The following is a 21018-nucleotide window of genomic DNA, read 5'->3' on the forward strand; positions in this document are numbered from 1 at the left end:
GTCGTCCTGACGAAAGCCAGGACCCATTACCCCAGGGAGGTGTTGTAGCGCGAAATGCTAACCACGAATCTTTGCAACTATGACGGCCGGTGGCTATGGGTCCTGGCTTTCGCCAGGACGACACCGATTGTGCGGTGCCGACCTCGTCCCACCTCACGCAATCTGGCTCACCCCGCCAGATCCAGCTTGGACGCCACGGTCGAATCTGCATTGAGCCGATAGATAATCGGCACACCCGTCGCGAGCTCCCGCTTCAAAATGCCTTCGGGCGAAAGCTTTTCCAACACCATGATGAGCGCGCGCAGCGAATTGCCGTGAGCGGCAACCAAAGTGCGCTTGCCGTTGAGCACACCGGGCAGAATCTCCTGCACATAGTAGGGCAGCGCACGCGCGAGGGTGTCCTTCAGGCTTTCGCCACCGGGCGGCGGCACGTCGTAGGAGCGGCGCCAGATCAGCACCTGGTCCTCGCCCCACTTCTTGCGCGCGTCGTCCTTGTTGAGGCCGGAGAGATCGCCATAGTCGCGCTCGTTCAGCGCGAGGTCCTTCGCCGTCGGCAGGCCCTTCTGGTCGAGCTCGCCGAGAATGAGATCGAGCGTGTGCTGTGCGCGCGTCAACACCGAGGTGTAGGCGACATCGAACACGAGGCCCTGCGCCTTCAGCTTGCGGCCGGCTTCGGTTGCCTCCTTCACGCCGAGTTCGCTGAGGTCGGGATCCTTCCAGCCCGTGAACAGGTTCTTCAGATTCCATTCGCTCTGGCCGTGCCGCACCAGCACGAGAAGACGTTCGCTCATTGACTGCTTTCCGTTCCGGTTATTGTTTTGAGCATGATCTTATCGGAAAAACCGCTCCGCACTTTTCCGGATCATGCTCTCGTTCGTTCAGATGTCAGACAGGCCGAGCACGTCGGCCATGGAGTAGTGCCCCGGCTTCTTGCCGTGTGCCCAGAGCGCCGCCTTCAGCGCGCCGTGGGCGAACAGCATGCGATCCTCGGCGTGATGCGACAGCGTCAGACGTTCGAACGGGCCGAGGAAGCTCACGCTGTGATCGCCGGCTGCGGTGCCGCCGCGCAACGACGCAAAACCGATGTCGCCGGGCCGGCGCGCACCGGTGATGCCGTCGCGGCCCCGGTCTGCATGCTCGTCGAGCGCGACGCCGCGGCCGGCTGCAGCGGCCTGGCCCAGCATCAGCGCCGTGCCCGAGGGCGCATCGATCTTCATGCGGTGGTGGGTTTCGACGATCTCGATATCGAAGTTCTCGTCGAGCGCCTTGGCGACGCGCTTGACCACGGCGGCGAGCAGATTGACGCCCAGGCTCATATTGCCGGACTGCACCACGACGGCGCGGTTGGTGACGCTCTGGATCACGGCATTGTCGGAGCCGGAAAGACCCGTCGTGCCGACGACGTGGACGAGGCCGCGCTCGGCGGCGATTGCGACATTGGCGAGGGTCGCCGCGGGCACGGTGAAATCCAGAATGCCGTCGGCGTCCTTCGACAACGCCCAGAGGTCGCCGGAGAGTTTGATGCCGTTGGCGGGCAGGCCTGCGAGCACGCCGGCATCCTTGCCGAGCAGCTCCGAGCCCGGCGCCTCCAGCGCTCCGGCCAGCACCGCGCCTTTGCTTTCTGCAATCGCCCGCGTCAGCGCCCGGCCCATCCGGCCGCCGGCTCCAGCAACAATCAAGCGCATGTCGGACATGGTGTGATCCTCTCACGGCCGTTGTAGCGGCGGGATGCAGTTCCGGCAACCAAGGGGAGATCACGGGCGCAGGCGCGCCCCTACCTTCCCCTGGAGGGCAAGTTGCTTGCGGCCATCCTTCGAGACGCCCGCCTACGGCGGGCCCTCAGGATGAGGTCGGAATACGTGGCAACAAATTCCACGGGGGCCGGTGCTGCTTAGCCTCATCCTGAGGAGACCGCAAAGCGGTCGTCTCGAAGGACGAAGCGCGCACGCAGACCGCGCCAGGACGCCATATGCGATAGCCCTTCCCGGAAGGGAGGGCGAGACGGGATCACGCTCAACCGTCTGACGGCTGCGGGCCGTCATGGCCCTCGATGATGATGAGGTCGGCGATGGAGTGCGGCTGGCGCACCTTGATGTTGGCCTGGTATTCCGGCGAGTTGTAACAGGCGATCGCGGTCTCGTAGTCCGGGAATTCAATCACGACGTTGCGGGTGCGGCTGGCGCCTTCGACGGTGGTGAACTTGCCGCCGCGGACGGCGAAGCGGCCACCCCATTTCTTGAAGATCGGACCGTTGGCGACGGCATAGGGCTTGTAGCCCTCGTCATTGCTCACATCGACGCGTCCGATCCAGTAGCCCTTTGCCATTGTTCTTCTCCCTTTGTTGATAGTCTCTATTTGAGCATGATCTGATCGGAAAACCGCTGCACACTTTTTCGGATCATGCTCCGAGCGCCTGCGCGATCTCATCCTGGATGGTTTCTGCAACCGCCTTGGGATCGGTGGCTTCCACCACCGGCCGTCCGACGACGAGATAGTCCGCACCGGCCGCTATCGCGCGTCCCGGCGTCATGATGCGCTTCTGGTCGCCGGCCGCCGCGCCCGCCGGACGGATGCCGGGGGTGACGAGCCTCATCTGGTGGCCGACGATCTTGCGCAGGCTACCAACTTCCTCGGGCGACGACACCAGCCCGTCGACGCCGAGCACCTGCGCCTGATGCGCACGCGCTTCGACCAACTCGGAGACACCGAGCCGGAAGCCTGCCGCATGCAGATCGTCCTCGTTGTAGGAGGTCAGCACCGTGACGGCGAGGATCTTCAGGTCGGAGCTGCCGCGGCCTTCGACGGCACCCTTCATCGTCTGCGGATAGGCGTGCACTGTGAGGAAGGTCGCCCCCAGCCTGGTGATGCTTTCGACGCCCTGCGTCACGGTGTTGCCGATGTCGTGCAGCTTGAGATCGAGAAAGACCTTCTTGCCCTTGTCGGCGAGCTTGCCGACCAGCGGCAAGCCGCCGGCATAAGCGAGCCGATAACCGATCTTGTAGAAGGTGACGCTGTCGCCGAGCCGGTTGATCATCGCTTCCGCGGCATCAACGCTGGGCAGATCAAGCGCGACGATCAGGCGGTCTTTCGGGGCGATCTCGGCTGGCGTCATGTCACCTCACATCATGCGTTGGGAAAAATCGATCAACTGCCGCACCAGTTCCTTCAACGCGGCGATATCGCCCTCGTGCTTCAGCCTGTCCATATCGTCATAGGCCTGATCGGCAAAGGCGAGCGTGAGCTGGCTGGCAATCACATTGGCATGGCAGGAGGTCAGGATCAGCCGCAACGCCTGCAGCGCGCGGGCGGCACCGAGCCGGCTCTGCGAGGCACCGGCGAGCGCGAAGGCGCGATTGCGGAACACGTCGCCGCGCGCCTCGTGCAATTCATGCACGCGGCTGACCCAGTCGATCGCGTTCTTCAGCAGCGGCGGCACCGAGGCATTGTATTCGGGCGAGACGATCAGCACGCCATGATGCGCGCCGATCATGCGCTTGAGATTGATCGCGTGCCTGGGCAAACCGGACTTGGCCTGAAGATCGCCGTCATAGATCGGCAACGGAAAATCGGCGAGCGAGATGCGGGTGATCTCGACACCGGCCTGGACGAATTCATAGGCGGCGACCGCCGCCAGCTTCGCATTGTGCGAGCCGGTGCGCAGCGAGCCGGGAATGATCAGGATTTTGGGTGCGGACATCCGCTTCCATGCGTTCGGCGAAACGAGCCCGCCGCGCAAAGAGGAATGCCGGCGGAATTAGTCCTTGCGATACACCCAGACGCGGGCCGGCGGAAGGTTCATCCAGATCCGCTCCGAGGCCTCTGTGGACACGCCGGGCAGCGATTTCGGAATCGGCGGCACCACCGCATAGGTGAACTGCACGAAGGGCGCACCGGGCGCCAGCGCCGTGAAGGCATCGCGGATAAGCCGCAGCCGCGTCAGCATCGGTTTTGTGACCAGCGGCAGGCCAGACACCACCGCGGAGGCCGGCGCACTCAAGACGTTCCAGAGCGTGTCACGCAGGCGATAGGCGTCGCCCTGCACCACCTTGGCCTGCGGATAGCGGTCGCGCAGCAGGGCGCAGAATCCGGGATTGTATTCGACCAGAACGAGACGCTTTTGATCGACGCCGCGCTCGACCAAGGCCGAGGTGATGGCACCCGTGCCGGGTCCGAGCTCGACCACCGGCGCGTCCGAATTGACATCGACGTAATGAGCCATGGTCCGGGCCAGCAGCTTGCCCGACGGCATCACCGCGCCCATGTGGAGGGGCTTTTCAATCCATGACCGGAGAAAACGCACCTCGTCATCGAGACGGGGCTTCTTCAACGCACGCGCGGACGATGGCAATGGCATGTCGGGACCGGACGGGACCGCGTGACCGCGGCGTGTCAGAAAATGGTCACAAAGAGGTATAGGCCGAAGGCGGTACGGTCAAGCCGGGTCAATTCGCCCGATTACCGAAGAAGTCCTTGACCTTGGTGAAGAAGCCCTCGGATTCCGGCTGGGTGTTGCCGGAGGAAAGCTTTTCGAATTCGGCCAGCAATTCCTGCTGCTTCTTGGTGAGATTTTGCGGAGTCTCGACCACGACCTGAACATACATGTCGCCCATCTGGCGCGAGCGCAGCACCGGCATGCCTTTTGATGCAATGCGGAATCGGCGGCTGGACTGGGTGCCGGCGGGGACCTTCACCTTGGTCTTGCCTTTCTCGATGGTCGGCACCTCGAATTCGCCGCCAAGCGCGGCCGTCACCATCGAGATCGGCACACGACAATGCAGATCGGCGCCGTCGCGCTGGAAGAACTGGTGCTGGGACAGCGACAGGAAGATGTAGAGGTCGCCGGGCGGGCCGCCGCGGACCCCGGCCTCGCCCTCGCCGGCGAGCCTGATCCTGGTGCCGTCCTCGACGCCCGGAGGAATGTTGACCGACAGATTCCGCTCGCGGGTGACGCGCCCCTGACCCGAGCAGGACGGGCAGGCGTCCTCGATCATCTGGCCGCGGCCCTGGCACCCCGGACAGGTCCGCTCCAGCGTGAAGAAGCCCTGCGACTGCCGTACGCGTCCGGCGCCGCCGCAGGTCGAGCAGGTCTTCGGCTTGGTGCCGGCCTTGGCGCCGATGCCCGAACAGGCCTCGCAGGTGACCGAGACCGGGATCTCGATCTGCGCGGTCTTGCCGCCAAAAGCTTCCTCGAGCGTGATTTCCATGTTGTAGCGCAGGTCGGCGCCGCGCTCGCGGCCGCCGCGGCCACCGCCGCGCTGTCCGGCCATGCCGAACAAATCTTCGAAAATGTCGGAGAAGGAGGAGGCGAATCCCGCGCCGAAACCGGCGCCGCCGCCCTGTTCGAAGGCGGCATGACCGTAACGGTCATAGGCTGCGCGCTTGTCCTTATCTTTCAGGACCTCGTAGGCCTCGTTGATCTCCTTGAACTTGACTTCGCTGGTGTTGTCCCCGGGATTGCGGTCGGGGTGAAACTTCATCGCCAGCTTGCGGAACGACGATTTCAGGACGGAATCGTCGGCACCGCGTTCGACTTCGAGGGTTTCGTAGTAGCAGCGCTTGGTGGACGTGGACATGATGAGCTCGGTCTATCCAATCGCGATTCAAATCGGAGCGAAACGACGTCGCCACGCGACGATATAAGCGCTCCTCCGCCTTACGGCAGAGGGCAGCATGGCGGCATTCAGCATAGCGGCTGGGAATTGATCGATCGTGACGGGGCCGATTTTAACAGAGTCTTGGCCCGCCCGGCACGGCACGCTGGCCTCCCCCGCGAGGGAGGAGGCCGTTGGCGCGTGTGGGGTCCAAGTCGTCCGCATCATCACCCTCGCGGGGTTCAGGCGGACTTCTTGTTGTTCTTGTCGTCGTCGACTTCGGTGAATTCCGCGTCGACGACGTCGTCCTTGGCCGCATCCTTCTTGGCGTCGGCCTCGGCCTGCTGCGTGTAAATGGCCTCGCCGAGCTTCATCGAAGCCTGGGCCAGCGTTTGGGTCTTGGCCTTGATCGCTTCGGCATCGTCGCCCTTCAGCGCTTCCTTGAGGTCGCTGACGGCATCCTCGATGGAACGGCGATCGGTCTCTGCGATCTTCGAACCGTGCTCGGCCAGCGCCTTCTCGGTCGAATGCACCAGTCCGTCCGCATCGTTCTTGGCCATGACGGCCTCGCGGCGCTTCTTGTCGGCCTCGGCATTGGCCTCGGCGTCCTTGACCATCTTCTCGATGTCGGCTTCCGACAGACCGCCGGAAGCCTGGATGCGAATCTGCTGCTCCTTGGAAGTCGCCTTGTCCTTGGCCGACACGTTGACGATGCCGTTGGCGTCGATGTCGAAGGTCACTTCGATCTGCGGCATGCCGCGCGGGGCCGGCGGAATGCCCATCAGGTCGAACTGGCCGAGCATCTTGTTGTCGGCCGCCATTTCACGCTCGCCCTGGAAGACGCGGATCGTAACCGCGTTCTGGCTGTCCTCGGCGGTCGAGAACACCTGGCTCTTCTTGGTCGGGATCGTGGTGTTGCGGTCGATGATGCGGGTGAACACGCCGCCCAGCGTCTCGATGCCCAGCGACAGCGGGGTCACGTCGAGCAGCAGCACGTCCTTGACGTCGCCCTGAAGCACGCCGGCCTGGATCGCGGCGCCGATCGCCACGACTTCGTCCGGGTTGACGCCCTTGTGCGGCTCCTTGCCGAACAGCTGCTTCACGACTTCCTGGACCTTCGGCATGCGCGACATGCCACCGACCAGCACCACTTCGCCGATCTCGGCGGCGGTGAGGCCGGCATCTTTCAGCGCCTTGCGGCAGGGCTCGACCGTCTTCTGGACGAGGTCGTCAACCAGCGCTTCGAACTTGGCGCGGGTGAGCCTCATCGTCAGATGCTTCGGGCCGGTCTGGTCCGCGGTGATGAAGGGCAGGTTGATCTCGGTCTGCGTCGTCGACGACAGCTCGATCTTGGCCTTTTCAGCGGCTTCCTTCAGGCGCTGCAACGCGAGCTTGTCGTTGCGCAGGTTGATGCCCTGCTCCTTCTGGAACTCGTCAGCGAGATAGCCGACCAGGCGCATGTCGAAGTCTTCGCCGCCGAGGAAGGTGTCGCCGTTGGTCGACTTCACCTCGAACACGCCGTCGCCGATTTCGAGAATCGAGACGTCGAACGTGCCGCCGCCGAGGTCGTACACGGCGATCGTACCGGCCTTGGTCTTGTCCAGACCATAAGCGAGCGCAGCCGCGGTCGGCTCGTTGATGATGCGCAGCACTTCAAGGCCCGCGATCTTGCCGGCGTCCTTGGTCGCTTGGCGCTGGGCGTCGTTGAAGTAGGCGGGAACGGTGATGACGGCCTGATCGACCTTCTGGCCGAGATGAGCTTCCGCGGTCTCCTTCATCTTCTGCAAGATGAAGGCAGAGACCTGCGAGGGCGAGTAGGTCTGGCCGTCGGCCTCGACCCAGGCGTCGCCGTTGGAAGCCTTCACGATCTTGTACGGAACGAGCTTCTTGTCCTTCTCGACCATCGGGTCGTCGTAGCGGCGGCCGATCAGGCGCTTCACTGCGAAGAAGGTGCGCTCGGGATTGGTGACGGCCTGGCGCTTGGCAGGCTGGCCGACGAGGCGCTCACCGTCGTCGGTCACGGCGACGATCGAAGGCGTCGTGCGCATGCCTTCGGAATTCTCGATGACTTTGGCGTTCTTGCCATCCATTACGGCGACGCACGAATTCGTGGTACCGAGGTCGATCCCGATGACCTTTCCCATGGTCCTGATATCCTTGTTTTTGCGGCAGGCTGGCTGGGCCCAGAAGGCACCCGAACCGAAACCCCCTAAGATCAAACATTCGCGATATTGCGATGGTTGACGCTCATATAGGAGGGGGGGAGGGGCCCGCAAGGAGAGAACGCAAGTTTCGGCCGTGAAAACATCGGGTTTGGGAGCATCATATCCGGGCTGAACCGCCCTTGCGGGTGAGGAATTATTAACAGGTTCAGATATCAGCCAGCCCCCGCCACCATGATCCGCGTGCCCTGTTACCGGCGAGGCAAACCCGCTAAAAGGCGGGCGCCGGAGAGCCGCCATCGAGGCTGCGCCGCGCGACAAAGCGGCCCGGTGGCCGACCATCGAACGGCCTCAATGTGAACCAATCAGAGTGCCCATGAAGCTGACCCGCCCCCTCGCTGCGCTCGCCCTCCTCGTCGCCTCCGCACTTCCGGCTCTGGCTGCCGACGCCGTTTTCCCGCCTGGCTTGCGCCTCGGCATGGTGCCGTTGGTCGGCCTCAGCACGGCCAAGACGTTTCCGGGCTTCCAGAGCGAGGACGGCAACGTCAAGGTGCTGATCACCGAGCTGCCGCCGGCGGCTTATGGCGAGGTCGTGAGCGCCTTCAATTCCAATCCGGCCGGAACCAACGGCGTCAAGCAGGACAAGATCGAGACGCCTGCGGGCCTGGCCTATTTCACCACCGAGAGCGGCAAGGCCGGCGAAACCCCCGTGAGGCGCTATTCGATGATCGTGCCGGGCGCCGGCTTCTCCGGCTATGTCGCGGTGCAGATTCCGGAGAATGCGATCAAGATCTACACCGACGAGGCGGTGCGGCAGATGTTTGCGAGCGTCGCCACCCGCAAGCAGGTCTCGGCCGACGAGCAGCTCGCGCTGATGCCGTTCAAGATCACCGATCTCGCCGAATTCAAGGACGTCCGCACGCTGGCGCCGGGCTCGAGCATCATCCTGGCCGACGGCGACGAGAGCACAGGCTATGAATCGAAGCCGTTCATGATCCTCGGCGTGATCGGCGCCACCCCGCAGCAGGCCGACGACCGCGCCCGCTTCGCCCAGGAGGCGGCGCTGCAGATTCCTGGCGTGCGCGAGTCGCGCGTCACCATGTCCGAGCCGCTTCGCATCAACGGCCAGCAGGGTTTCGAGACCCGGATCGACGGTATCAGCGGCAAGGACAAGACGGCGGTGACCGTGGTGCAGTGGATCCGCTTCAGCAGCGGTGGCGCTTCGCTGCGCATCATCGCCAGCGCCCCGCGCGACCAGTGGCCGGCCGCCTTCACCCGCTTCCGCGCGGTACGCGACGGCATCCAGCCGAAGGGCTGAAAGGCCCATGCGCTGACCACATCCGGCTGCATTTTCGGGCTTCTGTTCGTACACGAGCGGAACTAGGCTCTCCTCCGTTCAATCTGGAGGGAGGCGGACCATGCTGGATCGGCGAAACATCTTGACGGCGCTTGCAACGACGGCGCTCGCGACCCTCGTGCCAAGCGCGCTCTTAGCAGCGGCATCGATCAAGCCGGACGATGCATCCGCGCTGCTCGTGATCGACGTGCAGAACTGCTTCCTGCCCGGCGGCAGCCTCGCCGTAAAGGAAGGCGAGCAGGTGGTGCCGGTCATCAACAAGATGGCCAAAGCGTTTTCGAACGTGGTGATGACACAGGACTGGCACACGCAAGGCCATGTTTCGTTTGCGTCGGCACACTCCGGCAAGAAGCCGTTCGAGACTGTCGATCTTCCCTACGGCAAGCAGGTGCTGTGGCCGGACCATTGCGTGCAGGGCACCGACGGCGCCGCGCTGTCGAAGGACCTTGCGATCCCGCACGCCGAACTCATCATCCGCAAGGGTTTTCACAAGGACGTCGACAGCTATTCGGCCTTCCTCGAAGCCGACGGCAAGACCTCGACCGGCCTTGCCGGCTATCTGAAGGCGCGCAAGATTAAGCGCGTCTTCGTCGCGGGGCTGGCGACGGATTTCTGCGTCGCCTGGACCGCGCTCGACGCCCGCAAGGCGGGCTTCGAGGTCTATGTGGTGGAAGACGCCTGCCGCGGCATCGACAATCAGGGTTCGCTGGCAAAAGCCTGGGCCGACATGGCCAAGGCCGGCGTGAAGCGGATTCAGTCTGCGGATATCGCGGCGAGCGCGTAGGCGACGCCAAGAGCTGCAAGACCCTCATCCCGAGGAGCGCGCTTCTCCGCGCGCGTCTCCTCAACATGGGGATTGAGAGCTAAACCGGCTCGTTGCTATTGGCGGCGGGCGCGGCCTTCGCGCCGCCCTTGGCGACACCGACCAAAGCGGGGCGCAGCACGCGCTCGCCGATGGTATAGCCGGCCTGCATCACCTGCACGACGGTGCCCGCGGGCACCGACGCATCGGGAACCTCAAACATCGCCTGCTGGAAGTTCGGGTCGAACTTCTGCCCCGAGGGGTCGAACTTCTTCACGCCGTGTTTTTCCAGCGCGTTGAGCAGCGAGCGCTCGGTCAGCTCGACGCCCTCGATCAGCGAAGCCAGGCCGGGATCGGCCGCCGCACGGGCATCGGCCGGAACGGCATCGAGCGCGCGCTGGAGGTTGTCGGCGATATCGAGCACGTCACGGGCAAAGCCGGTGACGCCGTAGAGCTTGGAGTCAGCGACCTCCTTGGCGGTGCGCTTGCGCAAATTTTCCATCTCGGCCAGCGTCCGCAGCATGCGGTCGCGCGCCTCGGCGGCTTCCTTCTGCAAAAGCTCGACCGAGCCGGGCTCGGGATCATCCGGCATGATGTAGGGTTTTGACACCACGGGCTCGGGCGTCGCAGCGGCCGCGTCTTCGGGTTGCCGGTCTCGATCGGTCATCGGCTCTCTTCTCAAACGTCTCAGGGATTTTCTCGCCCGGATATCGTGCTTCGGGCGGCGAAAATCAAGCGCCCGTGATCGGCCCAGGCGCCGGTCAGCCCCCCAGGAGGCGACTGACGATGCGGGCGGCGTAGTCCACGGTCGGGATCACACGGGCATAATTCAGCCGTGTCGGCCCGATTACGCCCAGAACGCCGACAATATGGCCGGCGGCATCCCGATAGGGCGAGATGATGGTGGAAGAGCCCGACAGCGAGAACAGCTTGTTCTCACTGCCGATGAAGATCCGCACGCCTTCCGCGGTCTCGGGCCCGGCCGAGCAGGTCGATCACGCCGCGCTTGGTTTCGAGATCGTCGAACAGCAGCCGAACGCGCTCCAGATCCTCAAGCGCATGCAAATCTTCGAGCAAATTGGCGTGGCCGCGGACGATGAGCTGGCGGTCCTCGCTCTCGCCACCGGACCAGCTGGCGATACCGGCGGAAATCACCTTTTGCGTGAGCTGATCGAGCTCGGCGCGGGCCTCTCCAAGTGCGGTCTCGAGCTCGAGCCGCGCCTCGGCCAGGGTCCGGCCGCGGATCCGCGCGTTGAGGAAATTGCCGGCCTCGGTGAGTGCCGAGGAGGGAACCCCGAGCGGCAGCACCAGCACGCGGTTTTCAACCTGGCCATCCTCGCCGACCAGGATCACCAGCGCCTTCTCCGGTTCCAGGCGGACGAATTCGATGTGTTTGAGCCGCGCATTGGATTTTGGCGTCAGCACTACCGCGGCGGCGCGCGTGAGGCCGGAGAGCCGCGTCAGCGCCTCCTCCAGCGCGGCCTCGACTGATTGCGCCTGCCCGACGGAGGTGAGCTGGCTCTGGATCGCCTGCCGCTCGGCCTCGGTGAGGTCGCCGACCTGCATCAGGGCATCGACGAAGAAGCGCAGGCCGAGTTCCGTCGGCAGCCGGCCGGCGGAGGTATGCGGGGCATAGATCAGGCCGAGCTGTTCCAGATCGGCCATGACGTTGCGGACCGAGGCCGGCGACAGCGGCATGGCGATCAGGCGCGAAATATTGCGCGAGCCCACGGGCTCCCCGGTCGCGAGATAGCTTTCGACAATTTGACGAAAGATGTCGCGGGAACGCTCGTTGAGCTGGGCGAGACCCGCGCGCGGCGCGATCAGATGGATCGGATCGTGATGGGCCACAGACGGTAACTCCTCTCGGATGCACGTAATTTGTCTATCCCGGGCGCTTCTGACAAGCGTGGCGTTCGCGGATCGAAAATCGGGGGTGAATAAGGTCTCGATCTTCCCCCTTGCCGCCCACCCTCACCCCACCTACAAGCACCGCGAACAGCCCTTTTCCGAGAGTTTTGGAGGATTTCCCATGCGGCCAAGCCGCCGTGCGCCCGACGAATTGCGCCCCGTGACGCTGGAGCGCGGCGTGGTCAAATATGCGGAAGGCTCCTGCCTGGTGAAATTCGGCGACACCCACGTGCTGGTCACCGCCACACTGGAAGACCGCCTGCCGCCATGGCTGAAGGGCCAGGGCCGCGGCTGGGTCACCGCCGAATACGGCATGCTGCCGCGCGCGACCTCGGAACGCACCCGCCGCGAGGCCTCGGCTGGAAAGCAGAGCGGCCGCACCGTCGAAATTCAGCGCCTGATCGGCCGTTCGCTTCGCACCATCATCAATCTCGAAGCGATGGGTGAGCGCCAGATCACGGTCGATTGCGACGTGCTCCAGGCCGATGGCGGCACCCGCACCGCCTCGATCACCGGTGCCTGGGTCGCGCTCGCCGATTGCGTCAACTGGATGAAGGCGCGCAACATGGTCAAGGCCAACGTGTTGCGCGACAACGTCGCCGCGATCTCCTGCGGCATCTACAAAGGCACGCCCGTGCTCGACCTCGACTATGCTGAGGATTCGGAAGCCGACACCGACGCCAATTTCGTCATGACGGGCGATGGCCGCATCATCGAAGTCCAGGGCACTGCGGAACGCGAGCCGTTCACGGAAGCCGAGTTGCTGGCGCTGATGGCGCTGGCGCGCAAGGGCGTCGCGCGTCTCGTGGACTTGCAGAAACTGGCGGTAGCGTAGTCAATAGGCCGATGCATCGCCGAATCACCGGAAAGCTCGTCATCGCGACCCACAATCCCGGCAAGCTCGCCGAGATGAAGGAGCTGCTCGCGCCTTACGGCATCGAGGCGGTGTCGGCCGGCGAGCTCGGCCTCCCCGAGCCGGAAGAAACCGGCAACGATTTCCGCAGCAATGCCGCGATCAAGGCGATCGCGGCAGCCCAAGCGACGAAGCTTCCGTCTTTCGCCGATGATTCCGGCATCGTGGTCGACGCGCTCGATGGCGCGCCGGGCATCTACTCAGCGCGCTGGGCCGGTCCGAGCAAGGATTTTGCCGCGGCGATGGCGCAGATCGAACGGCTGTTGCAGGAGCGCGGCGCGACCACGCCCGACAAGCGCAAGGCGCACTTCGTTTCCGCGCTCTGCGTCGCATGGCCTGACGATCATCTCGAAGAGGTCGAGGCGCGCGTCGACGGCACGCTGGTGTGGCCGCCGCGCGGCACCGCCGGCTTCGGCTACGACCCGATGTTTTTGCCCGACGGCCACAGCCGCACTTTCGGCGAGATGGAGAGCATCGAGAAGCACGGCCTGCCGCCGCTCGGTCTTGGTCTGTCGCATCGTGCCCGCGCCTTCGTGAAACTGGCGGAGATCTGCCTTGAACCGCGCTAAGGAAGCCTTCGGCGTCTACGTGCACTGGCCGTTCTGCCTGTCGAAGTGCCCCTATTGCGACTTCAACAGCCATGTCCGCCACGTTTGCGATCGACGAAGCGCGTTTTGCGGCAGCATTCGCGCGCGAGATCGAAACGACCGCGCAACGTTCGCCCGGTCGCGAGGTCACCTCGATCTTTCTCGGCGGTGGCACGCCATCGCTGATGCAGCCTGCGACTGTCGGCGCTGTGCTCGACGCCATCGGCAAGCACTGGGCTGTGGCGAAAGACGTCGAAGTCACGCTGGAGGCAAACCCGACCAGCGTCGAAGCCACGCGCTTTGCCGGTTATCGCGCCGCCGGCGTCAACCGCGTCTCGCTCGGCGTGCAGGCGCTCGACGATGCCTCACTGAAAGCACTGGGCCGCATGCACAGCGCGCGCGAGGCACTCGATGCCGTCGCCATCGCGCGCCGCTCGTTCAATCGTTATTCGTTCGACCTGATCTACGCCCGTCCCGACCAGACGCCGGCGATGTGGGCCGACGAACTGCGTCTCGCGATCGATGAAGCGGCCGAGCACCTGTCGCTCTATCAATTGACGATCGAAGAAGGCACGCCGTTCTTTGGCCTGCATCAGGCCGGCAAGCTGAAGACGCCGGATGAAGCGGTCGCACGCGCGCTTTACGACGTCACCCAGGAGACCTGCGACAAGCTCGGCCTGCCCGCCTACGAGATCTCAAATCATGCGCGGCCGGGCGCCGAGTGCCGGCACAATCTGGTCTACTGGCGCGGCGAGGAATATGCCGGCGTCGGCCCCGGCGCCCATGGCCGGCTCGACATCGACGGTATCAGGCACGCCACCGCCACCGAGAAGCGCCCCGAAGCCTGGCTGATGCGGGTCGAGACCAACGGCGACGGCATTGTCACCGACGATCTCCTCAACAGCGAAGAGCGCTCCGACGAATTCCTGCTGATGGGATTGCGCCTTGCAGAAGGCATCGACCCCGAGCGCTACAGGGCTCTCTCCGGCCGCTCGCTCGATCCCAAGCGCATCACGCTGCTGCGCGAAGAAGGCGCGATCACGGTGGATGCAACGGGGCGTCTGCGCGTCACCAGCAGCGGATTCCCGGTGCTGGACGCGGTGGTTGCGGATCTGGCGGCGTAACGAGTTCTACGAAAGCAACTACGCCCCAAAACTCTTCGGCGAGCCCGCGACGGCCACGCCGCCGCCGGTCGTCACCTTCATCACCGCAAGCCCGCGCTCGTTCGTCCCATCGGCGCGGAAGCGGAACAGGCCGTCGATGCCGGCAAAGCCGGAGGGATTGGTGAGCACGTCCGACGAGAAGCGCGTCGTGCCTTGTGTGCGCGCCAGCGCGGCGACGAGGGCGACCGCGTCATAGGCGAGCGTTGCGGTACGCACCGGCTCGGCGCCGTATTTGGTGCGATAGCGGCCGGAGAAGGCGCGGAAGCCGGCCGGGTCCGGCGCGGCGTAGAGGCCGCCTTGCAAGCTTGGGCTGGCATAGACGCGCGGACCGTCCCACAGGCCGGTGCCGAGCAGCTGGATATTGCGCAAATTTGCACCCGCCGCGGTCATCGCATCGGCGACTGCGACCACGGCGTCGCCGTCATCGGCGATGAACAACGCATCGGCGCTGCCGAGCTGCTGCGCCACGGTCCGGGCCGGCGTCGCGCGATCGGCGCCGTATTTCTCGAACGCGACGATGCGCCCGCCGCGGCGCGGCACTGCCGCCTTCACCGCGGCCTCGACCACATTGCCATAGGCATTGTCTGGCACGAGTACGGCGACGGCGCGCTTTCCGATGCCGGCAGAATATTCGACGATGCGGTTGACGTCGGATTCCGGCAGGAAACTGAGCAGATAAACGCCGCGGCCGGCGATGCTGGAGTCGGTCGAGAACGCAATCACCGAGATGCCGCGCGTGCGCGCGATCTGGGCCACCGCAGGCACCGACTGCGCGAACAGCGGACCCAGGATGATCTCGGCGCCTTCGTCGACCGCCTGCTGCGCGCTCGCCTGCGCGCCCTGCGGGCTGCCATTGTCGTCCTTGATCAGGAGCTGGATGTTGGGATTCTGGAACTCGGCCAGCGCCATCTCGGCGGCGTTGCGCATCGACTGCGCGGCAAGACCCGCATTGCCGGCCGCCGAGAGCGGCAGGATCACGGCGACCTTCACCCCGCCGGTGCCGGCGGTCGTTGCCTGTTGCGGCGGGCCTGCCGGCTGGGCAGGAGGCGGGGAGGAACTGCTGAACGGACTGGAGAACTGGCTCAGGCTCTGCTGGACGCCGGCGCAGGCCGACAGCAGCGGCGTGCCGAGCAACAGGCCGAGCGCGCTCCGCCGGGTCGCCCCTGATATCAGGGGCCCCCGAACGGGAGACTCCTCCGAAAAGGAAGATCTGGGATCACGCGGGCCCGTCATAGCAGCTTCTCTTCTGACCGACCGTCGCCAGCCGGTCACGACATTGTTTCCACGACACAAGCCCTGGATTCAGGCATATTGTCGGCAAATAGTTAACTCAAACAAAAGGATAATGACCGCTTAACGCGGCTCAACCTTAAAGTCCTGGCTAGCTGTCCACCGCCGCCATCCAGCATCAAGGCGGCGTTTCCGCCATGAATATGGCGCTGACGCTTCATTCCCTCTGGAATGTGATGCCGGATGGATCACATTCCCGTCCTTCCTCGCCCCTCACCCAAGCGATCTTTTTCCGAGGACCGGTTCCCAGCCCCGGGGATCATGCCTAAGTTCGATTCATTATGCGCGCAAAGCCATCCCCGATAAATACACCTGAGACTGCGGATCCCGCCTCGCGCGGTTTCTCCATCGACGCCCATCGTCTTGCGGCGCCGAAGGCCGCGCCGGGTCTGCATTTGGTCGCGACCCCCATCGGCAATCTCGGCGACATCACGCTCCGGGCGCTGCAGACCCTCGCCGGGGTCGATGTCATCGCCTGCGAGGACACCCGCATCACGCGGCGTCTGACGGAGCGCTACGCCATTGCGGCGCAGCTCAAGCAATATCACGAGCACAACGCCGAAGCGGCCCGTCCAAAAATCCTGGAGGCGCTGAGGCAGGGCGGCTCGATCGCGCTGGTGTCGGACGCCGGCACGCCGCTGATCTCGGATCCCGGCTTCAAGCTGGTGCGCGAGGTCTGCGCCGCCGGCCACGCAGTCTACGCGCTGCCCGGTCCGTCCTCGGTGCTGGCGGCGTTGTCGGTCGCCGCGCTGCCGACCGACCGCTTCTTCTTCGAGGGTTTCTTGCCGTCGAAATCGGCCGCGCGACGATCGCGCCTGGCCGAACTCGCGCGCATCGATGCGACGCTGGTGATGTTCGACTCCGGCAACCGCGTGCAGGACACGCTCGCGGAGCTCGCCGAGATCATGGGGACCCGCGAAGCCGCGATCTGCCGCGAGCTGACCAAACTGCACGAGGAGATTTCGCGCGCGACGCTGCAGGAGCTGGCGCGCGACGCCGACACGCTGGAGACGCGCGGCGAATTCGTCCTGGTGATCGCTCCGCCTGCGCCGGATGCCGAGATGCTGACATCGGATGCGCTCGACGACGTCCTGCGCGAGCAGCTTGCCGCGCACAGCGTCAAGGACGCGGTGGCGCACGCGGTCGCGCTCTCGGGCCGGCCGCGCCGCGAGGTTTATGCCCGCGCGCTCGCGCTTGCCAAAGACCTGCGGGGCAGCGATGGCGAAGAATGAGGTCCCGGCGGAACCGAAGGTCGCCTCGCCCGAGCGCGTCGCCGCGTTCCGCACCGGCATCTCCGCGGAAAGCCGCGCCGCAGCCTATCTGATGGCCAAGGGCTACCGCATCCTCGCCAAACGCTACCGCACACCGCATGGCGAGATCGATATCGTGGCGCGCCGCCGCGATTTGATCGCCTTCGTCGAGGTCAAGGCGCGCGCGACGCTGGACGACGCCGCCTTCGCCGTGACGCCGCGCCAGCAGCAGCGCATCATCAATGCCGCGCAAGGCTGGCTTGTCGCGCATCCCGAGCATGCGGAATTTGAAATGCGATTCGATGCCATGCTGATTGCGCCGCGGTCACTTCCACGCCATGTGTTGGCGGCATTCGACGCCTCGGGACCTGAAAGGCAGACCATGAAACTGAACGTCGCCGTCCAGATGGATCCCATCGCCCGCATCAACATCAAGGGCGATTCCACCTTTGCGCTGCTGCTGGAGGCGCAGAAGCGCGGCCACGGCCTGTCCTATTACACGCCCGACAAGCTCTCGATGGTCGGCGAGGAGATCGTCGCTCCCGTCCAGCTGCTCACCGTGCGCGACGAGCCCGGCAATCACTTCACCCTGGGCGAGCCCCGGCGCGAGGCGCTCAACGGCTTCGACGTGGTGCTGCTGCGCCAGGACCCGCCGTTCGACCTCGCCTACATCACCTCAACCCACCTTCTCGAACGCATCCATCCGAAGACACTCGTCGTCAACGATCCCGCCTCGGTGCGCAATGCGCCGGAAAAGCTGCTCGTGATGAACTTTCCGCAGCTGATGCCGCCGACGCTGATCTCGCGCGACCTGGACGAGATCAACGCTTTTCGCGACAAGAACGGCGCCGTCGTCATGAAGCCGCTGCACGGCCACGGCGGCGCGGCGGTATTCCGCGTGATGCCCCAGGACATGAATTTCGGGTCGCTGTTCGACATGTTCTCGGTGACCTTCAGGGAGCCCTGGGTGATCCAGCAGTTCATCCCCGAGGTGAAGCACGGCGACAAGCGCATCATCCTGATCAACGGCGAGTTCGCCGGCGCGGTGAACCGCGTCCCGGCCGCAGACGACCTCCGCTCGAACATGGTGCGCGGAGGCGCAGCGCAGGAGACCGAGCTCACGCCGCGCGAGCGCGAGATCTGCGCCACCGTCGGGCCGGCGCTGCGCGAGCGCGGGCTGTTGTTCGTCGGCATCGACGTCATCAACGGCAACCTCACCGAGATCAACGTGACCTCGCCAACCGGCATTCGCGCGATTGCAAATCTCGGCGGCCCCGACGTTGCGGCAAAACTCTGGGACGTCATCGAGCAGAAGCGGGCGAAGTAGGCACGGGTGCGTAGCCTGGAGTGAAGAAAAATCCGGGCTACGCACCGCGCACGCTGCTCCGCGCGCACACCACTAACCACCCATTCACCATGACGCCGCGCGCATCATTCGAACGCGTGGGCCGCTGCGTGAAACTACGGAGCTAGTGGCCGACCGGCTAACGCGACGTTCACCATCTGCCGAAAGACCGCAGCGCCGCCCGCGCTCACATTCGGCCTCGCAACACCCCTTATACTTTTACTGCCTACTCATCGACGTCGGGGAACCCGCCAGGTGCGGTTCGAGTGCCCCGCGTAAGAGTAGAGGCGTATGAACACCGCACGCATTGTCGTTCTCGTCATCGCGCTGGGCGCCGGCGGCGTCGCTGCGTATCTGGCGAGCGGCTATGAGAACAGGCCCGCGCCCGCTCTCCCCGTCGCCGAGAAGCTGCCGACGGTCGAGGTCCTGGTCGCCAAGAACGACATCCAACTCGGCCAGGCCGTGAAGCCCGATGACCTGCAATGGCAGGTCTGGCCGGCGGCGACCGCGAGCAGCGCCTTCATCCGGCGCGACAACAGGCCCGAGGCGCAGACCCAGATCGCAGGTTCGATCGCGCGCGTGCCGTTGATGCAAGGCGAGCCGATCCGCGAGCAGAAGCTGGTCAAGGCCGAAGGCTCCGGCTTCATGGCCGCGATCCTGCCGTCGGGCATGCGCGCCGTCTCCACCGAACTCTCAGCCGAGACCGGCGCCGGCGGCTTCATCCTGCCGAATGACCGCGTCGACGTCGTGCTGACCCGCCGCCTGAAGAATCCCGACGGCGCGAACAACAGCAACGGCCCGACCGGCGGTAACGACCTCGTCCTGTCCGAGGTCATCCTGACCAATATCCGCGTGCTCGCGATCGACCAGGCGCCGAAGGAAAAGGACGGCCAGAACGCCGTCGTCGGCAAGACCGTCACGCTCGAGCTCAGGCCCGACCAGGTCGCCACGCTATCGGCCGCGCGTCAGAGCGGCACGCTGTCGCTCGCGCTGCGCAGCATCGTCGATGCCAACTCGGTCGACGGCACGCCCGAGGACCAGGCGATCAAGCGTCCCGGCGGGATCAACGTCATTCGCTACGGCGTGCAGGCGCGGCAACTGACGTCACAGAAGTGATGGGGACATGATGAACTACGGGGATGATCGGACCGGCATGCGCATTCGGGGGAATCGCGCGCGCTCGTTCTGGACGGGGACGATGCTGATCCTGGGGCTCTTCGCAGCCCCCGATATCGTCAGCGCCGCAGATGCGCCGGTCGGCGACCAGGCGCCGATGCAGGCACCGGATCTCGATGTGGCATCGGTCGCGACGATCGCGCCGGCGAGGACGCGCTTCCTGTCGCTCGGCGTCGGCAAATCCGCCGTCATCGACCTGCCGCGCGAGGTCAAGGACGTGCTGGTGGCCGATCCCAAGATCGCCAATGCGGTGATCCGCTCGGCCCAACGCGCCTATATCATCGGCGCACAGGTCGGCCAGACCAACGTCGTGTTCTTCGGCGCCGACGGCCAGCAGGTCGCCGCCTATGACATCGCGGTGAAGCGCGACCTCAACGGCATGCGTGCGGCGCTGCGTCAGTCGCTGCCGGGCGTGCAGATCGAAGGCGTCGGCGACAGCGTGATGCTGACCGGCTCGGTGTCGAGCCCGGTCGAGGCCCAGCAGGCCGGCGACGTCGCCGCGAAGCTGGTCGGCAACTCTGAGAAGGTCGTCAACAACATCGTCGTGCGCGGCCGCGACCAGGTGATGCTCAAGGTCGTCGTCGGCGAAGTGCGCCGCGATATCGTCAAGCAGCTGGGCGTCGATCTCAGCGCCAGCCTGAACGCCGGCACCGCGGTCGTCAACTTCAACAATTCCAACCCGTTCTCGGTCAGCGGCGGACCGATCGTCAGCAACAACGGATTAGGCGTTGCCGGCCTCACCAAGGGCGTCGCGACCGTCAGCGCCACGATGCGCGCGATGGAAAGCGCCGGTGTCATGCGCACGCTCGCCGAACCGAGCCTGACCGCGATCTCCGGCGAATCCGCCACCTTCATCGCCGGCGGCGAATTCCCGATTCCGTCAGGCTATGCCTGCGATCCGGTCACCCACGTCTGTACCACCCAGATCACCTACAAGAAGTTCGGCATCTCCCTGAACTTCACCCCGGTCGTGCTCAGCGAGGGCCGAATCAGCCTGCGCGTGATGACTGAGGTGTCCGAGCTGTCGAGCCAGAGCGCCATCACGGTCACCCAGGCGCTGTCCTCGTCCTCGACCAACTCGATCACCATCCCCTCGATCCAGACCCGACGCGCCGAAACGACGCTGGAAATTCCCTCGGGCGGCTCGATGGCGATGGCCGGCCTGATCCAGCAGCAGACCAAACAGGCGATCAACGGCCTGCCCGGCGTCGACCAGGTGCCGATCCTCGGCGCGCTGTTCCGCAGCCAGGACTTCGTCAACAACGAGACCGAGCTGATGGTGATCGTGACGCCCTATGTGGTGCGCGCGGTGGCCCAGAAGGAATTGTCGCGGCCCGACGACGGCTTCGCGCCGGCGTCTGACGCCCAGACGGCGCTGCTCGGCCGCATGAACCGCCTCTATGGCATCGCGCGCCGCGTCGATCCGATCGCGGGCACGCCCGACGATTTCGGTTTCATCATCGACTGATGA

General features: G+C 65.1%; 18 protein-coding genes and 3 pseudogenes. 10 read left to right on the forward strand and 11 right to left on the reverse strand.

The genetic code is table 11. The features are described 5' to 3' along the window. Nucleotides 1-167: 167 nt before the first annotated feature. The 8 genes from ACVWW3_RS31025 to dnaK all read right to left on the reverse strand — a co-directional run bounded on the left by ACVWW3_RS31025 (nt 168) and on the right by dnaK (nt 7735). Nucleotides 168-791 (reverse strand): 2,3-bisphosphoglycerate-dependent phosphoglycerate mutase, encoded by a 624-nt coding sequence (locus tag ACVWW3_RS31025; protein ID WP_247448270.1) that lies wholly within the window; start codon nt 789-791, stop codon nt 168-170. A gap of 87 nt (nt 792-878) precedes the next feature. Further along, on the reverse strand, nt 879-1694 hold the full coding sequence (gene dapB / locus ACVWW3_RS31030; RefSeq protein ID WP_247352655.1) for a 4-hydroxy-tetrahydrodipicolinate reductase: 816 nt from the start codon (nt 1692-1694) through the stop codon (nt 879-881). Between the two features lie 319 nt (nt 1695-2013). After that, nucleotides 2014-2325 (reverse strand): DUF1330 domain-containing protein, encoded by a 312-nt coding sequence (locus tag ACVWW3_RS31035; RefSeq protein ID WP_247352652.1) that lies wholly within the window; start codon nt 2323-2325, stop codon nt 2014-2016. A gap of 73 nt (nt 2326-2398) precedes the next feature. Beyond that, complete coding sequence (pyrF, locus tag ACVWW3_RS31040; RefSeq protein WP_456647651.1) at nt 2399-3112, reverse strand: orotidine-5'-phosphate decarboxylase; 714 nt, start codon at nt 3110-3112, stop codon at nt 2399-2401. A 6-nt stretch (nt 3113-3118) separates the two neighbouring features. After that, entirely contained in the window at nt 3119-3697 is a 579-nt protein-coding gene (locus tag ACVWW3_RS31045) for an NADPH-dependent FMN reductase (RefSeq protein WP_456647650.1), read from the reverse strand. 57 nt (nt 3698-3754) lie between these two features. Further along, nucleotides 3755-4354, reverse strand: a complete 600-nt coding sequence (locus ACVWW3_RS31050; protein WP_007598495.1) for a class I SAM-dependent methyltransferase — start codon at nt 4352-4354, stop codon at nt 3755-3757. A gap of 88 nt (nt 4355-4442) precedes the next feature. Beyond that, complete coding sequence (gene dnaJ / locus ACVWW3_RS31055; protein ID WP_456647649.1) at nt 4443-5573, reverse strand: molecular chaperone DnaJ; 1131 nt, start codon at nt 5571-5573, stop codon at nt 4443-4445. Nucleotides 5574-5833: 260 nt separating this feature from the next. Further along, the gene (gene dnaK / locus ACVWW3_RS31060) at nt 5834-7735 is read right to left on the reverse strand and encodes a molecular chaperone DnaK (RefSeq protein WP_456647648.1); all 1902 of its coding nucleotides are present in this window, start codon (nt 7733-7735) and stop codon (nt 5834-5836) included. A 394-nt stretch (nt 7736-8129) separates the two neighbouring features. Here dnaK and ACVWW3_RS31065 point away from each other — a divergent pair, with 394 nt between their 5' ends. Continuing rightward, on the forward strand, nt 8130-9071 hold the full coding sequence (locus tag ACVWW3_RS31065; RefSeq protein WP_354048509.1) for a hypothetical protein: 942 nt from the start codon (nt 8130-8132) through the stop codon (nt 9069-9071). 100 nt (nt 9072-9171) lie between these two features. Beyond that, nucleotides 9172-9894, forward strand: a complete 723-nt coding sequence (gene pncA / locus ACVWW3_RS31070) for a bifunctional nicotinamidase/pyrazinamidase (RefSeq protein ID WP_456647647.1) — start codon at nt 9172-9174, stop codon at nt 9892-9894. 79 nt (nt 9895-9973) lie between these two features. Here pncA and grpE read toward each other — a convergent pair whose 3' ends face one another. Beyond that, complete coding sequence (grpE, locus tag ACVWW3_RS31075; RefSeq protein ID WP_247352638.1) at nt 9974-10579, reverse strand: nucleotide exchange factor GrpE; 606 nt, start codon at nt 10577-10579, stop codon at nt 9974-9976. 94 nt (nt 10580-10673) lie between these two features. Beyond that, a pseudogene (hrcA, locus tag ACVWW3_RS31080) lies at nt 10674-11763 on the reverse strand (heat-inducible transcriptional repressor HrcA). Nucleotides 11764-11944: 181 nt separating this feature from the next. On the opposite strand from hrcA, the gene rph reads away from it, so the two are divergent. The 3 genes and pseudogenes from rph (at nt 11945) to hemW (ending at nt 14447) form a co-directional block, all read left to right on the forward strand. After that, entirely contained in the window at nt 11945-12658 is a 714-nt protein-coding gene (gene rph / locus ACVWW3_RS31085) for a ribonuclease PH (protein WP_354048504.1), read from the forward strand. Between the two features lie 11 nt (nt 12659-12669). Continuing rightward, nucleotides 12670-13305 carry an RdgB/HAM1 family non-canonical purine NTP pyrophosphatase gene (gene rdgB / locus ACVWW3_RS31090; protein WP_456647646.1) on the forward strand — a complete coding sequence of 212 codons (636 nt, stop codon included), beginning with the start codon at nt 12670-12672 and terminating at the stop codon, nt 13303-13305. Beyond that, nucleotides 13292-14447 (forward strand): annotated as a pseudogene (gene hemW / locus ACVWW3_RS31095) (radical SAM family heme chaperone HemW). The gene rdgB and the pseudogene hemW overlap by 14 nt, the downstream one beginning before the upstream one ends. Before the next feature lie 18 nt (nt 14448-14465). Here hemW and ACVWW3_RS31100 read toward each other — a convergent pair. Then, the gene (locus ACVWW3_RS31100) at nt 14466-15719 is read right to left on the reverse strand and encodes a penicillin-binding protein activator (RefSeq protein ID WP_456647644.1); all 1254 of its coding nucleotides are present in this window, start codon (nt 15717-15719) and stop codon (nt 14466-14468) included. 338 nt (nt 15720-16057) lie between these two features. On the opposite strand from ACVWW3_RS31100, the gene rsmI reads away from it, so the two are divergent. The 5 genes and pseudogenes from rsmI (at nt 16058) to ACVWW3_RS31125 (ending at nt 21015) form a co-directional block, all read left to right on the forward strand. Further along, nucleotides 16058-17008 (forward strand): 16S rRNA (cytidine(1402)-2'-O)-methyltransferase, encoded by a 951-nt coding sequence (gene rsmI / locus ACVWW3_RS31105; RefSeq protein WP_456647643.1) that lies wholly within the window; start codon nt 16058-16060, stop codon nt 17006-17008. Then, nucleotides 16995-17378, forward strand: a pseudogene (locus tag ACVWW3_RS31110) (YraN family protein); the annotation flags it as partial. The gene rsmI and the pseudogene ACVWW3_RS31110, both read left to right, overlap by 14 nt. Before the next feature lie 30 nt (nt 17379-17408). Continuing rightward, entirely contained in the window at nt 17409-18353 is a 945-nt protein-coding gene (gene gshB, locus ACVWW3_RS31115) for a glutathione synthase (protein WP_354048494.1), read from the forward strand. A gap of 309 nt (nt 18354-18662) precedes the next feature. Next, entirely contained in the window at nt 18663-19487 is an 825-nt protein-coding gene (gene cpaB / locus ACVWW3_RS31120) for a Flp pilus assembly protein CpaB (RefSeq protein ID WP_354048493.1), read from the forward strand. A gap of 10 nt (nt 19488-19497) precedes the next feature. Beyond that, the gene (locus ACVWW3_RS31125; protein WP_354048538.1) at nt 19498-21015 is read left to right on the forward strand and encodes a type II and III secretion system protein family protein; all 1518 of its coding nucleotides are present in this window, start codon (nt 19498-19500) and stop codon (nt 21013-21015) included. Nucleotides 21016-21018 lie beyond the last annotated feature (3 nt).

Source organism: Bradyrhizobium sp. LM2.9 (genome assembly GCF_054056555.1).

Coding starts and splice junctions, on each gene's coding strand:
- ACVWW3_RS31065 (WP_354048509.1), top strand. CDS start 8,130: ATGAAGCTGACCCGCCCCCTCGCTGCGCTCGCCCTCCTCGTCGCCTCC.
- grpE (WP_247352638.1), bottom strand. CDS start 10,579: ATGACCGATCGAGACCGGCAACCCGAAGACGCGGCCGCTGCGACGCCC.
- ACVWW3_RS31045 (WP_456647650.1), bottom strand. CDS start 3,697: ATGTCCGCACCCAAAATCCTGATCATTCCCGGCTCGCTGCGCACCGGC.
- ACVWW3_RS31050 (WP_007598495.1), bottom strand. CDS start 4,354: ATGCCATTGCCATCGTCCGCGCGTGCGTTGAAGAAGCCCCGTCTCGAT.
- ACVWW3_RS31025 (WP_247448270.1), bottom strand. CDS start 791: ATGAGCGAACGTCTTCTCGTGCTGGTGCGGCACGGCCAGAGCGAATGG.
- ACVWW3_RS31125 (WP_354048538.1), top strand. CDS start 19,498: ATGAACTACGGGGATGATCGGACCGGCATGCGCATTCGGGGGAATCGC.
- dnaJ (WP_456647649.1), bottom strand. CDS start 5,573: ATGTCCACGTCCACCAAGCGCTGCTACTACGAAACCCTCGAAGTCGAA.
- cpaB (WP_354048493.1), top strand. CDS start 18,663: ATGAACACCGCACGCATTGTCGTTCTCGTCATCGCGCTGGGCGCCGGC.
- ACVWW3_RS31100 (WP_456647644.1), bottom strand. CDS start 15,719: ATGACGGGCCCGCGTGATCCCAGATCTTCCTTTTCGGAGGAGTCTCCC.
- pncA (WP_456647647.1), top strand. CDS start 9,172: ATGCTGGATCGGCGAAACATCTTGACGGCGCTTGCAACGACGGCGCTC.
- gshB (WP_354048494.1), top strand. CDS start 17,409: ATGAAACTGAACGTCGCCGTCCAGATGGATCCCATCGCCCGCATCAAC.
- dapB (WP_247352655.1), bottom strand. CDS start 1,694: ATGTCCGACATGCGCTTGATTGTTGCTGGAGCCGGCGGCCGGATGGGC.
- rsmI (WP_456647643.1), top strand. CDS start 16,058: ATGCGCGCAAAGCCATCCCCGATAAATACACCTGAGACTGCGGATCCC.
- pyrF (WP_456647651.1), bottom strand. CDS start 3,112: ATGACGCCAGCCGAGATCGCCCCGAAAGACCGCCTGATCGTCGCGCTT.
- rph (WP_354048504.1), top strand. CDS start 11,945: ATGCGGCCAAGCCGCCGTGCGCCCGACGAATTGCGCCCCGTGACGCTG.
- rdgB (WP_456647646.1), top strand. CDS start 12,670: ATGCATCGCCGAATCACCGGAAAGCTCGTCATCGCGACCCACAATCCC.
- dnaK (WP_456647648.1), bottom strand. CDS start 7,735: ATGGGAAAGGTCATCGGGATCGACCTCGGTACCACGAATTCGTGCGTC.
- ACVWW3_RS31035 (WP_247352652.1), bottom strand. CDS start 2,325: ATGGCAAAGGGCTACTGGATCGGACGCGTCGATGTGAGCAATGACGAG.